This window comes from Streptomyces diversicolor (assembly GCF_057537855.1).
This window is the reverse complement of sequence record NZ_BAAJXA010000045.1, coordinates 69,739-82,981: the sequence shown is the minus strand read 5'-3', so window position 1 is coordinate 82,981 and position 13,243 is coordinate 69,739. Positions and strand designations below refer to the sequence as shown.

14 protein-coding genes and 2 pseudogenes are annotated in these 13,243 nt (G+C 70.6%); 8 read left to right on the top strand and 8 right to left on the bottom strand.

Features of this window, described 5'->3' with window-relative positions; all coding sequences use genetic code 11:
* Nucleotides 1-350: pseudogene (locus AC27LF_RS37350) on the bottom strand (relaxase/mobilization nuclease domain-containing protein); the annotation flags it as partial.
* A 4-nt stretch (nt 351-354) separates the two neighbouring features.
* On the opposite strand from AC27LF_RS37350, the pseudogene AC27LF_RS37345 reads away from it, so the two are divergent.
* Nucleotides 355-684, top strand: a pseudogene (locus AC27LF_RS37345) (tyrosine-type recombinase/integrase); the annotation flags it as partial.
* 7 nt (nt 685-691) lie between these two features.
* On the opposite strand, the gene sodN reads toward AC27LF_RS37345, so the two are convergent.
* Nucleotides 692-1,087: a superoxide dismutase, Ni gene (sodN, locus tag AC27LF_RS37340; RefSeq protein WP_479660767.1), complete on the bottom strand. Its 396-nt coding sequence runs from the start codon at nt 1,085-1,087 to the stop codon at nt 692-694.
* 145 nt (nt 1,088-1,232) lie between these two features.
* Here sodN and sodX point away from each other — a divergent pair, with 145 nt between their 5' ends.
* Nucleotides 1,233-1,667: a nickel-type superoxide dismutase maturation protease gene (gene sodX / locus AC27LF_RS37335; RefSeq protein ID WP_479660769.1), complete on the top strand. Its 435-nt coding sequence runs from the start codon at nt 1,233-1,235 to the stop codon at nt 1,665-1,667.
* Here sodX and AC27LF_RS37330 read toward each other — a convergent pair.
* Entirely contained in the window at nt 1,571-2,200 is a 630-nt protein-coding gene (locus AC27LF_RS37330; RefSeq protein ID WP_479660766.1) for a CGNR zinc finger domain-containing protein, read from the bottom strand. The genes sodX and AC27LF_RS37330 overlap by 97 nt on opposite strands.
* 101 nt (nt 2,201-2,301) lie before the next feature.
* Here AC27LF_RS37330 and AC27LF_RS37325 point away from each other — a divergent pair, with 101 nt between their 5' ends.
* Entirely contained in the window at nt 2,302-3,072 is a 771-nt protein-coding gene (locus AC27LF_RS37325) for a class I SAM-dependent methyltransferase (RefSeq protein ID WP_479660765.1), read from the top strand.
* A gap of 636 nt (nt 3,073-3,708) precedes the next feature.
* Here AC27LF_RS37325 and AC27LF_RS37320 read toward each other — a convergent pair.
* Genes AC27LF_RS37320 through AC27LF_RS37310 form a run of 3 tightly spaced genes read right to left on the bottom strand, consistent with a single transcriptional unit; the run spans nt 3,709 to nt 6,433 of the window.
* Nucleotides 3,709-4,515, bottom strand: coding sequence for an amino acid ABC transporter ATP-binding protein (locus AC27LF_RS37320; RefSeq protein ID WP_479660764.1), 807 nt, complete (start codon nt 4,513-4,515; stop codon nt 3,709-3,711).
* Entirely contained in the window at nt 4,512-5,441 is a 930-nt protein-coding gene (locus tag AC27LF_RS37315) for an amino acid ABC transporter permease (RefSeq protein WP_479660763.1), read from the bottom strand. Before AC27LF_RS37315 ends, AC27LF_RS37320 begins: the two co-directional genes overlap by 4 nt.
* A 32-nt stretch (nt 5,442-5,473) precedes the next feature.
* The gene (locus AC27LF_RS37310; RefSeq protein WP_479660762.1) at nt 5,474-6,433 is read right to left on the bottom strand and encodes an ABC transporter substrate-binding protein; all 960 of its coding nucleotides are present in this window, start codon (nt 6,431-6,433) and stop codon (nt 5,474-5,476) included.
* A 537-nt stretch (nt 6,434-6,970) separates the two neighbouring features.
* Here AC27LF_RS37310 and AC27LF_RS37305 point away from each other — a divergent pair.
* From AC27LF_RS37305 to AC27LF_RS37290, 4 genes are all read left to right on the top strand, one after another.
* Nucleotides 6,971-8,194 (top strand): NAD(P)-dependent malic enzyme, encoded by a 1,224-nt coding sequence (locus tag AC27LF_RS37305; protein ID WP_479660761.1) that lies wholly within the window; start codon nt 6,971-6,973, stop codon nt 8,192-8,194.
* A gap of 537 nt (nt 8,195-8,731) precedes the next feature.
* Entirely contained in the window at nt 8,732-9,697 is a 966-nt protein-coding gene (locus tag AC27LF_RS37300; protein ID WP_479660760.1) for a zinc-binding dehydrogenase, read from the top strand.
* Between the two features lie 105 nt (nt 9,698-9,802).
* Nucleotides 9,803-10,012, top strand: coding sequence for a helix-turn-helix domain-containing protein (locus AC27LF_RS37295; protein ID WP_351729564.1), 210 nt, complete (start codon nt 9,803-9,805; stop codon nt 10,010-10,012).
* Nucleotides 10,012-10,575 (top strand): Clp protease N-terminal domain-containing protein, encoded by a 564-nt coding sequence (locus AC27LF_RS37290; protein WP_479660759.1) that lies wholly within the window; start codon nt 10,012-10,014, stop codon nt 10,573-10,575. Before AC27LF_RS37295 ends, AC27LF_RS37290 begins: the two co-directional genes overlap by 1 nt.
* 96 nt (nt 10,576-10,671) lie before the next feature.
* On the opposite strand, the gene AC27LF_RS37285 is transcribed toward AC27LF_RS37290, so the two are convergent.
* Together AC27LF_RS37285 and AC27LF_RS37280 are read right to left on the bottom strand one after the other, a co-directional pair.
* Nucleotides 10,672-11,760 (bottom strand): PadR family transcriptional regulator, encoded by a 1,089-nt coding sequence (locus AC27LF_RS37285; protein ID WP_479660758.1) that lies wholly within the window; start codon nt 11,758-11,760, stop codon nt 10,672-10,674.
* Nucleotide 11,761: 1 nt separating this feature from the next.
* Nucleotides 11,762-12,751, bottom strand: a complete 990-nt coding sequence (locus tag AC27LF_RS37280; RefSeq protein WP_479660757.1) for a DUF4097 family beta strand repeat-containing protein — start codon at nt 12,749-12,751, stop codon at nt 11,762-11,764.
* 182 nt (nt 12,752-12,933) lie between these two features.
* On the opposite strand from AC27LF_RS37280, the gene AC27LF_RS37275 reads away from it, so the two are divergent.
* Complete coding sequence (locus AC27LF_RS37275) at nt 12,934-13,122, top strand: DUF6104 family protein (RefSeq protein WP_479660756.1); 189 nt, start codon at nt 12,934-12,936, stop codon at nt 13,120-13,122.
* Nucleotides 13,123-13,243 lie beyond the last annotated feature (121 nt).

Genomic DNA, 13,243 nt, shown 5'->3' with positions numbered 1-13,243 from the left:
GATGCCGAGGGACTGCAGCACGGTGAAGTAGTCGGCTTCGTTGCGTACGGCTGCGGCGACCGCGTACGCCTGCTCGCGCAGCCACTGCCGTGCCGTGACCGTCTGGCCCTGACGTTCCGCCTTGGCGCGCTCGGCGCCGGTGGGGGTGCGGGGCGCGACGAGGTCGCAGGACTTCAGGCGGCGCAGGCCGAACTCGGCCTCGATCTTGCGGCACTCCGCCTGGGCTCGCTGTCCGTCGCGGTGGTGCGCGGGCGGCGCCCGTCGACGCGGACGGTGGTGGCCATGATGGGGAGGTGGTCGTCGGCATGGCGCACCGCGATCCACCGGCATGCCTTCTCGTCGCCTTCGGGGGGATGGAACTGCGCCCGCAGGGCGCTCCAGGCGGAGGAGAGCGGGGCGGGCGAGCGCGAGGGCCGCAAGCCCATCGAGTTGCCGCACATGGTGACCCACGACCTGCGGCACTTCTACGCCTCCGCCCTCATCGCCGGCGGAGCGAGCGTCAAGTAGGTCCAGCTCGTCCTTGGGCACGCGTGCGCCGTCATCACGCTGCGGAGCTACACGCACCTGTGGCCGGGGGAAGAAGACCGCACCCGGACCGTCATGGACGCCGTTCTCGGCGGCCTGCGGACCGGGTGCGGACCGGGAGACACTGCAACCAGAGAAATCGCAGGTCAGAGGGCATGATCCAAGATCACGCCTTCTTGGTCTCCCAGAAGATCTTGTCGATCTGGGCGATGTAGTCGAGCGCCTTCTGGCCCGTCGCCGGGTCGGTGGACGCCTTGGCGGCCGAGAGCGCCTTCAGGGTGTCGTTGACCAGCTGGTGCAGCTCGGGGTACTTCTCGAAGTGCGGGGGCTTGAAGTAGTCGCTCCAGAGCACGGAGACGTGGTGCTTCGCCAGCTCGGCACGCTGCTCCTTGATGACGGTGGCGCGCGACTGGAAGTGCGGGTCGTCGTTGCCGGCCATCTTCTCCTGGATGGCCTTCACCGACTCCGCCTCGATGCGGGCCTGGGCCGGGTCGTACACGCCGCAGGGCAGGTCGCAGTGCGCGCTGACCTTGACCTTGGGGGCAAACAGGCGGGAAAGCATGGAGCATTCCTTCCTCGTGATCGTCTTCTCAGGTGGGACATTACTCCCTGAGAGGCGGGATTTCGCGAGTGCCCCCTAGGGCTTAGGACAAAAGTCCAGGGTCAGACTGAGACTGGTGGAGGAACGGACCGGGGAGGTGCCGGCGATGCCGGAGCTGTCGCAGGAGACCGAGCGGGGGAGGGCGACGCCGCCCTTCGGGCTGGCCGAGGTGACGGGGCCGTCCATGGTGCCGACGCTGTATCACGGGGACCGGCTCGTGTTGCAGTACGGCGCGCGGATCAGGCCCGGGGACATCGTGGTCCTGCGCCATCCCTTCCAGCAGGACCTGCTCGTCGTCAAGCGCGCCGTGGAGCGCCGCGAGGGCGGCTGGTGGGTGCTGGGGGACAATCCGTACGCGGGCGGTGACAGCACCGACTACGGGGCCGTGCCGCAGGAGCTGATCCTAGGCCGGGTCCGGCTGCGGCTGCGGCCGCGCAGGGCGGATCAGCGCTCGCCGCTGGCCGTCGTGGGCTGGGCGCTCTCGGCCGTGCGGCCGGTGTTCTCGGACCGGTCGGCCTCCAGACGTTTGCGGGCCCGGTAGGCGGCCACGTTGGCCCGCGTGGCGCAGCGGTCGGAGCAGTAGCGCCGGGAGCGGTTGGTGGACGTGTCCAGGTAGGCGTTGCGGCAGGGGCCCGCCTGGCACAGGCCCAGGCGGTCCACGCCGTACTCGGTCAGGTGGAAGGCCAGGCCCATGGCGGCGATCGCCGCGTAGCCCGCGGTGGCGTTCGACGGGTGGTCGGCCAGGTGCATGTGCCACAGCGGGCGGCCGTCGTCGTCCCGGTGGTCGTGTCCGGAGATCTGCGGGCTGACCGGGAACTCCAGCAGCAGTGAGTTCAGCAGGTCCACCGCCAGGGTCTCGTCGCCCTGGTCGGCGGCCTCGAAGACCGCGCGCAGCCGGGCGCGCACCGAGCGGAAACGGGTGACGTCGGCGTCGGCGGCGCGGCGGGCCGCCGACTGGTTGACGCCGAACAGGCCGCGGACGGCTTCGACCGTGGTGAGCGAGTCCTTGCCCCGGAGCGGTTCCTCGCTGTTGACGAGGCGCACGGCGTAGTCCGAGTAATAGGCCAGTTCCACTTGTAGTCCTTACGGTGGTGCTCTATGGTCGTGGACGCGATCGGGTAATGGCCGATCGTGCTTCCAGGGTATTACGGGACCTTCGCGTGGGAGGGGTTGCGATGACGGACGCGAACACGGCCACGACCGGAGCCGACTGGCGGGCCTGGCAGGAGAGCTGGGACCGGCAGCAGGAGTGGTACATGCCCGACCGCGAGGAGCGGTTCACGATCATGCTCGACATGGTCGAGGCGCTCGTCGGCAGCGCGCCGCGCGTGCTCGACCTCGCCTGCGGCACCGGCAGCATCACCGGCCGGCTGCTGAAGCGGTTCCCGCAGGCGGTCAGCACCGGCGTCGACCTCGACCCGGCGCTGCTGGCCATCGCCGAGGGCACCTTCGCGGGTGACGAACGGGTCACCTTCGTCACCGCCGACCTCAAGGACCCGCAGTGGCCCGCGCTGCTGCCGTACGACGCGTACGACGCGGTCCTGACCGCCACGGCCCTGCACTGGCTGCACAGCGACCCCCTCGCGGCCCTCTACGGTCAAGTCGCGGAACTCGTCCGCGACGGCGGTGTCTTCATGAACGCGGACCACATGATCGATGACAGCACGCCCCGGATCAATGCCGCCGAACGGGCCCAGCGGCACGCCCGCATGGATCAGGCCAAGCGCGCGGGTGCGCTCGACTGGGCGGAGTGGTGGCAACTCGCCGCGAAGGACCCGGTCCTCGCCGAGCCCACGGCCCGCCGCTTCGCGATCTACGGCGAGCATGCCGACGGGGACATGCCCTCCGTCGCCTGGCACGCACGCGTGCTGCGCGAGAAGGGCTTCTCGGAGGCCCGGCCGGTGTGGTCCTCCCCATCGGACACCCTTCTCCTCGCCCTCAAGTGACCGACCCCAGCCGACGAGGGCGACGAGGCCGACAACGGCGACCCGAACCGACAGAACCGACAGCACCGACCGACCCGCCGGAACCGGCTGTTCGGAGCGGCCCGGCCGATCCGGACGGGGCCGGCTGATCCGGTGATCGGGCTGACCCCGCCGATCCGGTGGGGTCGGTCGGTGCGAGGGGGCCGGCTGATCCCCTGGGGCCGCCCGATCGGGTGGATCCGGTTGCACCGGCCGGGCCGGCTGAATCGGCGGGACCGACTGAACAGTCGGGAGCGGCTGTATTGGTGCATCCGGCTGAAAGGGCGGAAGCGGTTGAACCGGTCGGGTGGCCCTGGATGTTCGGGTGGCCCGGGGCGTCGGGGCAGCCCCGGGTGTCCGGGTGATCCGTAGCAGGGCGGCCGGTGCCCGGGCGCCGGGGCGACCCAGGGCGGTCTGGAAGGTCCGGGGCGTCAGGGCAATCCGGGCGAATTGAGCGACCCGGGGTGTGGGTGGCGGGTGGTGTGGGGTGTGCGGGCCGAGTGTCGGTGGCTGGAGGGTGCCGGGCAACGGCCGGCCGCCGCGGTGGTCGTGCAGGGCGGTGGGCCCGCGTGCCTGGAGGGGCAGCGCGGGCCCAGGGGCGGGTTTCGCCCGGTCAGGCTAGAGGACCTTGGACAGGAAGGATCTCGTGCGGTCGTGCTGGGGGTTGGTCAGGACCTCGCGGGGGTGCCCGGACTCGACCACCACGCCGTCGTCCATGAACACCAGCGAGTCCCCGACCTCACGGGCGAAGCCCATCTCGTGCGTGACGACGATCATCGTCATGCCGTCCTCGGCGAGGTCCCGCATCACGTCGAGGACTTCGCCGACCAATTCCGGGTCGAGCGCCGAGGTCGGCTCGTCGAACAGCATCAGCTTGGGCTCCATCGCCAGGGCACGGGCGATGGCGACCCGCTGCTGCTGGCCGCCGGAGAGCTGCGCCGGATAGTGCCCGGTGCGGTCGCCGAGGCCCACCCGGTCGAGCAGCCGCTGCGCGCGCTCCCGGGCGACCGCCTTGGACTCCCGCTTGACCTGGACGGGCGCCTCCATGACGTTCTCCAGCGCCGTCATGTGCGGGAAGAGGTTGAAGCGCTGGAACACCATGCCGATGTCCCGCCGCTGCGCCGCGACCTCCCGCTCCTTCAGCTCGTAGAGCTTGTCGCCGCGCTGCCGGTAGCCGACGAGGTCGCCGTCGACGTACAGCCGCCCCGCGCTGATCTTCTCCAGGTGGTTGATGCACCGCAGGAAGGTGGACTTTCCCGAGCCGGAGGGCCCGATGACGCAGAACACCTCGCGCGGGTTCACCTCCAGGTCGATGCCCTTGAGGATGTGCGAGAGCCCGAAGGACTTGTGCACGCCCTCGGCCCTGACCATCGGCCCGCCGGCCGAGCCGCGGCCGAAGCCGGTGTCCTTGCTGAGACTGGTCATCGGGCCACCTCCGGACGGCGGAACGAACCGAACTGGCGGAGGTTCCTCCTGAGCCGCTGCAACGGTGTCGGCGGCAGGCTGCGCGAGGAGCCGCGGGCGTACCGGCGTTCCACGTAGTACTGCACGATGCTGAACACCGTGGTCAGGATCAGGTACCAGATCGACGCCACGAAGTACATCTCGACGACCGCGAGCGAGGTACTGGAGATGTCCGTGGCCCGTTTGATCAGCTCGTTGAACTGGACCGCGTACGCGAGCGACGAGGTCTTCAGCATGTTGATGAACTCGTTGCCGGTCGGCGGGACGATGACCCGCATCGCCTGCGGCAGGATCACCCGGCGCAGCGTCTGGCCCTGGGTCATGCCCAGCGCGTGCGACGCCTCCGTCTGGCCCAGGTCGACCGACTGGATGCCGGCCCGGACGATCTCCGACATGTACGCGGCCTCGTTCAGGCCGAGGCCCAGCAGCGCGGTCAGGAACGGCGTCATGACCTGGTTCATCTCGTTCTTGTAGAACCCCAGGTTGAGGATGGGGAACACCAGCGAGATGTTGTACCAGAGCAGCAGCTGGACGAGGACCGGGGTACCGCGGAAGAACCAGACGTAGAACCAGGCCACCGTGCTGGTCACCGGGTTCGACGACATGCGCATCACGGCGATGACGACGCCCAGGACCAGGCCGAGCGCCATGGCGAGCACGGAGATGTACAGCGTGTGCCAGGCCCCGGACAGGATGGTCCCGTCCGTCAGATACTGCGGGATGATGCTGTAGTTGATCTTCGCGTTGGAGAATGCCGTGCCGATCAGCACCAGGACGGCGATGACCAGCGCGCCGGCCACCCAGCGGCCGTAGTGGCGCACCGGAATGGCCTTGATCTGTTCCGGTGGAACCGGTGGCGCGGGAATCTTCTCGGCGGTGTCAGACACGGTGGCTGCTGCCCTTCAGTCGCTCGGGACGCTCAGGAACCGCCGTTGATCTTCGCTTCGGTCACCGCGCCGGCCGTGACGTTCCACTTCTCCATGATCTTGGTGTACTCGCCGTTCTTGATGATGGCGTTCACGGCCGCCTGGAGGGCGTCGCGCAGCTGGGTGTTCTCCTTGCTGACGCCGATGCCGTACGGGCCGGCCTCGATCTGCTCGCCGATCACCTCGAAGTCCTTGCCGCCGCCGGAGGTCTTGGCGTTGTAGGCGGCCACCGGGAAGTCGTTGAGGTCCGCCACCGACGCGCTCTGCTTGAGGCGGAGCAGGGCCTCGGGGTCGGTGTCGAAGGTCTGCAGCTTGATCGCCTTCTTGCCGTCCTGCGTACACTTCTTGGTCTGCGCCTTGGCGATGCCCTCGGACGTGGTGCCCTTCTGCAGGGCCACGACCTTGCCGCACAGGTCGTCCAGCGTCTTGATGCCCTTCGGGTTGCCCTTCTGGACGAGGATCGAGGTGCCGGCCGTGAAGTAGTCCACGAAGTCGATGCCGTTGCCGACCTTCTGGCCGTTGTCCGAGTTGATGCCGTCCTGGCGGTCCTTGGTGTCGTTCATCGCGGACATGATCACGTTGAACCGCTTGGCCTGAAGGCCGACGATGAGGTTGTCGAACTTGCCGTTCTGGAACTCGAACTTCACGCCCAGCTGCTTGCCGAGGGCGTCCGCGATGTCCGGGTCGATGCCGACGGCCTTGCCGCCCTCCATGTACTCCACCGGCGGGTAGGCGATGTCCGAGCCCACCTTGATGACGCCCGCGTCGCGGATGTCCTTGGGGAGCTTGTCGGCGAGCGGTGCCGAGGAGGAGGACGCGTCGGAACCGCTGCCGCCCTTGTCGGTCTGGTCACCGCAGCCGGTGAGCAGCAGGGCGCCGGTGACCGCGATCGCACCGACCGCTGCTAGCCGGGAGTGCGCGGCGGTGGTGCGACGGGTCGAACGAGCGGTCATGGGGTTCCTCCGGCGGATGGGTAGCGTTGCCGATGGGTCGACGAGAACACACACCTTCGGGTGTCGCGACCTCGTGGGTTACCGCATCTTGCCATTCGGGCTAGGCCAATCAGGCGACCCGCTATGTCAAAATCGGATAACGGGTGACCCCCGAACCGCCCAGGTCGGTACATCCAGCCGGACCGTCTGCGGAAAACCCCGGTATCGACCGGAATATCTTCGGCGCATCTCACCATGCGGTCGATGCTTGCCCGGTGCCCGCCGTCGTGCAAGCGAACGGGGCGCGGAGTGCAGGCCACCGGAGTGTGGCCGCCGGACCGCGCCAGGTGACCTTGCACCCAATGGACTCGTCGTCGGCGCCGTCCGTCGGGTAAGAAGGTGCTTTACACCCCTCATCCGGGGCTCAGGGCGCGTGTGCGGCGCGCTCGTCGCGTACGACCCGTACGCAACGGTCAAACCGGGTCGTATGCGGTCCCGCCCACTCTTCACCAGGAGTGGCCCTCACCCTCACACCATGAACACCTAAGGGGTAAACAAGTGGCAGCGGAGATCGTCAATCCTCGCAGCGACAGCAGTGCCGACCAGGACGGCGGGGCCGAGCCCCTCGATTCCTTCGACCCGGCCTTCGCGCTCCACCGCGGCGGCAAGATGGCCGTGCGGGCCACCGTGCCGGTCCGCGACAAGGACGACCTGTCCCTCGCCTACACGCCCGGCGTCGCGCGCGTGTGCACCGCGATCGCGGAACAGCCGGAACTGGTCAACGACTACACGTGGAAGTCGTCCGTGGTGGCCGTCGTCACCGACGGCACGGCCGTCCTCGGGCTCGGGGACATCGGTCCCCAAGCCTCCCTTCCCGTGATGGAGGGCAAGGCGATCCTGTTCAAGCAGTTCGGCGGCGTGGACGCGGTGCCGATCGCGCTCGACTGCACGGACGCCGACGAGATCGTGGAGACCGTGGTCCGCCTCGCCCCCTCCTTCGGCGGCGTGAACCTGGAGGACATCTCGGCGCCGCGGTGCTTCGAGATCGAGCGCAAGCTCCAGGAGCGGCTGGACATCCCCGTCTTCCACGACGACCAGCACGGTACGGCGGTCGTGACGCTGGCCGCGCTGCGTAACGCCGCGCGGCTGAGCGGGCGGAGCGTCGGTGATCTGCGGGCCGTCATCTCGGGCGCCGGGGCGGCCGGTGTCGCCATCGCCAAGATGCTGGTCGAAGCCGGGATCGGAGACGTCGCGGTGGCCGACCGCAAGGGCGTCGTGTCGGCCGACCGGGACGACCTCACGCCGGTCAAGCGGGAACTGGCCGGGTTCACCAACAAGGCCGGCCACACGGGCTCGCTGGAGGACGCGCTGGCCGGCGCGGACGTCTTCATCGGCGTCTCCGGCGGTACGGTCCCGGAGGCGGCGGTGGCCTCGATGGCCGATGGCGCGTTCGTGTTCGCCATGGCCAACCCGGAGCCCGAGGTGCACCCGGACGTCGCCCACAAGTACGCGGCGGTCGTCGCTACCGGCCGGTCGGACTTCCCGAACCAGATCAACAACGTGCTGGCGTTCCCCGGCATCTTCGCGGGCGCGCTGCAGGTGCGGGCCTCCCGGATCACCGAGGGGATGAAGCTCGCGGCGGCGGAGGCGCTGGCCGCGGTGGTCGGCGACGATCTCGCCGCCGACTACGTCATCCCCTCGCCGTTCGACGAGCGGGTCGCTCCCGCGGTGACGGCAGCGGTGGCGGCGGCGGCCCGAGCGGAGGGCGTGGCCCGCCGGTAGCCGGTTGTCCTGGGCCTCGGGTCGTCGGGCCTACCTCGGCGGGGGCCCACCGAGGCGGGCCCACGGGGCGCTCCGCGCGGGTGCGGCGTCATTCGGGTGCGGCGTCATTCGGGTGCGGCGGTGTTGTGGCTGGTCGCGCAGTTCCCCGCGCCCCTTTGGGGGGTGCTGTCGTTATTCGGGTGCGGCTGCGTCGTGGTTGGGTGCGCGGTTCCTCGCGCCCCTTTGGGGGTGGTGCTGTTGTGGGTGGGGTGCGGCGGTGTTGTGGCTGGTCGCGCAGTTCCCCGCGCCCCTTTGGGGGTGGTGCTGTCGTTGTTCGGGTGCGGCTGCGTCGTGGTTGGGCGCGCGGTTCCCCGCGCCCCTTCGGGGCGCTGCTGTCGTGGCTGGGTGCGTGGTTCCTCGCGGACTTTTGGGCCACGCGCTCGCTGCCCCCCGGCACGAGGCCGCCGGGTCGGACGTCTTGTGGTTCGCCGGCAAGAGGGTGTGTGTCACAGGGGTGTCTGGTTCCGCTGGTGGGGTGGGGAACCTATCGTCGAGCCCATGTTCGCTGTCTACGCCGCCCGAATCGATCCCGAGCAGCCGCTGTCCGGCCTTGAGTTGGGGGAGCGCCCGGCCCCCGAGGCCCGCCCCGGCTGGAGCATCGTCGACGTCCGGGCCGCCTCCCTCAACCATCACGACCTGTGGTCGCTCCGGGGCGTCGGCCTCCCGGAGGACCGGCTGCCGATGATCCTCGGCTGTGACGCCGCCGGAGTCGACGAGGACGGCAACGAGGTCGTCCTGCACTCCGTCATCGGCCAGACCGGCCACGGCGTCGGCCCCAGGGAACCCCGCTCCATCCTCACCGAGCGCTACCAGGGCACCCTCGCCGAGCAGGTCGCCGTGCCCACCTGGAACATCCTGCCCAAGCCCAAGGAGCTGTCCTTCGAGGAGGCCGCCTGTCTGCCCACGGCCTGGCTGACGGCGTACCGCATGCTCTTCACCAACGCCGGGGTGCGGCCGGGCGACTCGGTGCTCGTGCAGGGCGCGGGCGGCGGTGTGGCCACGGCCGCGATCGTGCTCGGCAAGGCGGCGGGGCTGCGCGTCTTCGCCACCAGCCGGGACGAGGCCAAGCGCAAGCGGGCCCTGGAGCTGGGTGCCGTCGAGGCGGTGGAGACGGGGGCGCGGCTGCCGCAGCGGGTGGACGCCGTCATCGAGACCGTCGGCGCCGCCACCTGGTCCCACTCGGTGAAGTCCCTGCGGCCCGGCGGCACCATCGTCATCTCCGGTGCCACCAGCGGTGACCGGCCGTCCCACGCCGAGCTGACCCGGATCTTCTTCCTGGAGCTCAAGGTCGTCGGCTCGACCATGGGCACCAAGGAGGAGCTGGAGGATCTGCTCTCCTTCTGCGCCGCCACCGGCGTACGTCCCGTCATCGACGAGGTGCTGCCGCTGGACCGCGCCCGCGAGGGCTTCGAACGGCTGGAGTCCGGCGGCCACTTCGGAAAGGTCGTGCTCACCCACGGCTGACCCCCGCGCCACTGCCGCACCGACGGCCGGCCCGGCTTGCGGGTCGGCCGTCGGCTTTGTCAACCATGGTTGACAGGTCGCTTCATGTCAACGTAGGTTGACAGTATGACCGAGGCAACCAATCTCGCCGAGCGCGCGGGCGACCGCGACCCGCGGGTCGGGCTGCGGGCCGTCGTCGCCCTGCGCAGGCTGCTGGAGCAGCTGGAGGCCGTGCAGGTGCGCAACGCCCGCAACCAGGGCTGGTCGTGGCAGGAGATCGCCGCCGAACTCGGCGTCAGCAGGCAGGCCGTGCACAAGAAGTACGGGAGGCAGTGATGTTCGAACGGTTCACGAGGCACGCCCGTGACGTGGTACGCGGCGCCGTGGAGCACGGCGAACGCGAGGGCGCGCGCTCCATCGGCGCCGACCATATGCTCCTCGCGCTGCTCGACCGTGAGGCAAGCCGCGCCTCCTTCGCGCTGGCCGCGCTGGGCCTCGCCGACCGCAAGGAGTCCGTGCGCGGCGCGCTCGGCGAGGCGCGGCGGCGGGGCGGTCTCACCCGGGCGGACGAGGACGCGCTCGCCGGGCTGGGGATCGACGTCTCCGGGATCGTCCAGCGGGTCGAGGAGACGCATGGCGTCGGAGCGCTGTCCCGCGACCGCGGGGGCAAGGGCCGGTGGCCGGGCCACCGCCCCTTCAGCCGGGGCGCCAAGGACGTCCTCGAACGGGCGCTGCGCACCGCCGTCGGCCGCCGTGACCGGCACATCGGCGACGAGCACATCCTCATCGCCCTGACCGTCTGCCTCGGCGTACCCGCCGAGGTCCTGGCCGATCACGGGGTGACGTACGAGTCCGTGACGCGGGTGCTGTACGGCGGCGGAGAGGCGAAGGCGTCCTGACGCGGCCTCACCCGAGCCCGAGCCCGAGCCCGCGCCGGACGCGGGCATCGGGTGCGGTCATCGGGCGCGGGGCAGTGCGGGAAGCGGTGCCGGGGGTCAGGGGCGGGGCCGGCGGAGGATCACCCCGATGTGGGCCGCCGCCGTCGACAGATGGCGGCGGGCGTCCCGCAACTGGTCGGCCGTGACGCCGTTGTCGCGGGCCGCGTCCCGGATGTCGTCCCGGAAGCGGTCGAGGAGGCGGTCCAGGTCACGGGCCGGGTCGCCGCTGGTGTCCTCCTGGGCCCAGGCCGGTACGTAGTCGGCCGGGAAGTCCTCCGCCGTCTGCTCGTACTCCGGAGCGGGCGCGGCCTTGTGGGGCCCCGCCGCCGGTCCCTGGCCGGCCCCCGCTCCCGCCCCGCCGCGGCCGAACCCGAAGTCCTTGCCGAACTCCTTCCCGAAGTCCTTGCCGAACTCGCCGAACTCCTTGGCGAGTTCGCTCAGGCCCTCACGCATGCCCGTGGGCCAGTCGCCCCGCGTGAAGTGGTCCTGCACACGCTCCTGGACCCGCCGCGCGATCCGCTGCATCTCCTCCTGCGCCTGGGCCCGCGCCCGCGCCTGGGCCTCCTGGGCCTGGCGCCGCGCCCGCTGGGCCTCGTCACGGGCTCTGCGGCTCTCGTCCTTGGCCCGCCGGGCCTGCTCCTTCCACTCCTGCTTGACGCGGCGCATCTCCTCCTTGGCGGCGCGCCAGGACTCCTTGTCGCCGGCCTCGCCGTACTCCCCGAAGGGGCCCTGCTCGGCGGCGCGGGTGCCGGCACCTTGCCGGGCCTCGGAGGCGGCGGCCCGCATCTCGCGCCGCAGGTCGCCCGCCGCGCCGCGCACATCGGCCCGGATCTCGGCGGCGAGTTCCGCGACCGACTCGCGGATCTCCAGCTCCAGGTCGGCCAGTTCTCCGCTGCGGTCGGCCAGTTCGGCGCGGCCCGCGTCCGTGATGGCGTACACCTTGCGGCCGCCCTCGGTGGTGTGCGTGACCAGGCCCTCGGCCTCCAGCTTGGCCAGCCGGGGGTAGACGGTGCCCGCCGACGGGGCGTACAGCCCCTGGAAGCGTTCTTCGAGGAGACGGATCACCTCGTAGCCGTGGCGCGGGGCCTCGTCGAGCAGCTTGAGCAGGTAGAGGCGGAGGCGGCCGTGGGCGAAGACGGGAGGCATGTCAGAGCACCTTCTTGTCGGTCGTGCCGTCGGCCGGGGCGCTCGTCGTGTCGGCTGTCCGGCCGGAAGCGGAATTGTCCCCCGACGTGTGCCGGGACGCGGCCGGATCCGGCTCGGTGTCGTCCCAGGTCGTGCCCTCGTCCTCCTTCGGCGGGCGGCGCAGCAGGGCGATGGAGCCGGAGACCGTGGTGGCCCGGAGGGTGCCGTTGCCCGCGCCGAGCCGGCCGGTGATCTTGTGGGCGCCCCACTGGCCGTGCACCCGCAGTCCGTCGAAGGCGTTGGAGATCGTGCCGCTCGCCGTGTTCGCCTCCACCTCCGCGTCCGCCGGATGCGGCAGCCGGATGGCGATCTCGCCGGAGACGCTGGTCAGCCGGACGTCGGTCGGACCGTCCGGATCCAGGTCGATGATCATGGATCCGCTGACCGAGTCGGCGCGCACGGAGGGGCCGGAGCCCTCGACGACGGTCAGGTCGCCCGAGACGGAGTTGAAGCGGAGGTCGCCGGTGACGGCCTGCGCCTCCAGGCTGCCGGAGACCGTGTCCGCGCGGACCGGGCCGGACAGGGCGACGAGGGTCGTGTCGCCGGTGACGCCCTTGACCACCGAGGGGCCGCGGATCCCCGAGACCACGGCGCCGGCGCCGACCACGCCCACCTCGACGCGGGTGTCCGCGGGGACCGCGAGCGAGACGACCGCGGTGCGGCGCCAGCCCTTGCGGTCCAGCCACTTGAGGAAGCCCTTCCAGGGCAGGTCCTCGTACGCCACGGTGAGGGTGCCGCCCTCCTGGGTGACCACCAGGGGCGGACCCTCGATCTGGGAGATCTGGAGCCGGGCGGAACCCTCGTCCGTGCCCACGACGTTGACTGTTCCGTTGACGATGCGCACGTGCAGATCGCGCACGGGGTCGTCGAAGGTGAGCTTCCTGGGCTCCGTGACGGACCACTCGGACTCGGGCATGGTGCTGACCTCCTCGGCGGGGACGCGACGCGCCATATCGCGTCTTCCGTAAAACACGATATATCGCGGACCCGGAAAGTCAAGACACCCGTTGGTGGACGGTCCCCGGCCCACCGGGGCGCGGCCGGCCGGGGGCGCTCGGCGGTCTGTGGGTGCGGGGGTTGCATAGGCTGTGCGGCAAGGCCGAGTGCACACGTATCCGCAGGAGAGACACCCCCATGTACTTCACCGACCGCGGCATCGAGGAACTGGAGAAGCGGCGCGGCGAGGAAGAGGTCACCTTCGAGTGGCTTGCCGAGCAGTTGCGCACCTTCGTGGACCTCAACCCGGACTTCGAGGTCCCCGTCGAGCGGCTGGCGACCTGGCTGGCCCGGCTCGACGACGAGGACAATGAGGACGATGAGTAGAGCAGCAGGGCAGCAGAGCCGTAGGACAGCAGAGCCGTAGAGCAGGAGGCCGGCGGTCCCGACGGGAAGCCCTGATGCGCTCATTCGCCACGCCCGAGGGATCGTTGCCCCTCCCACTCGT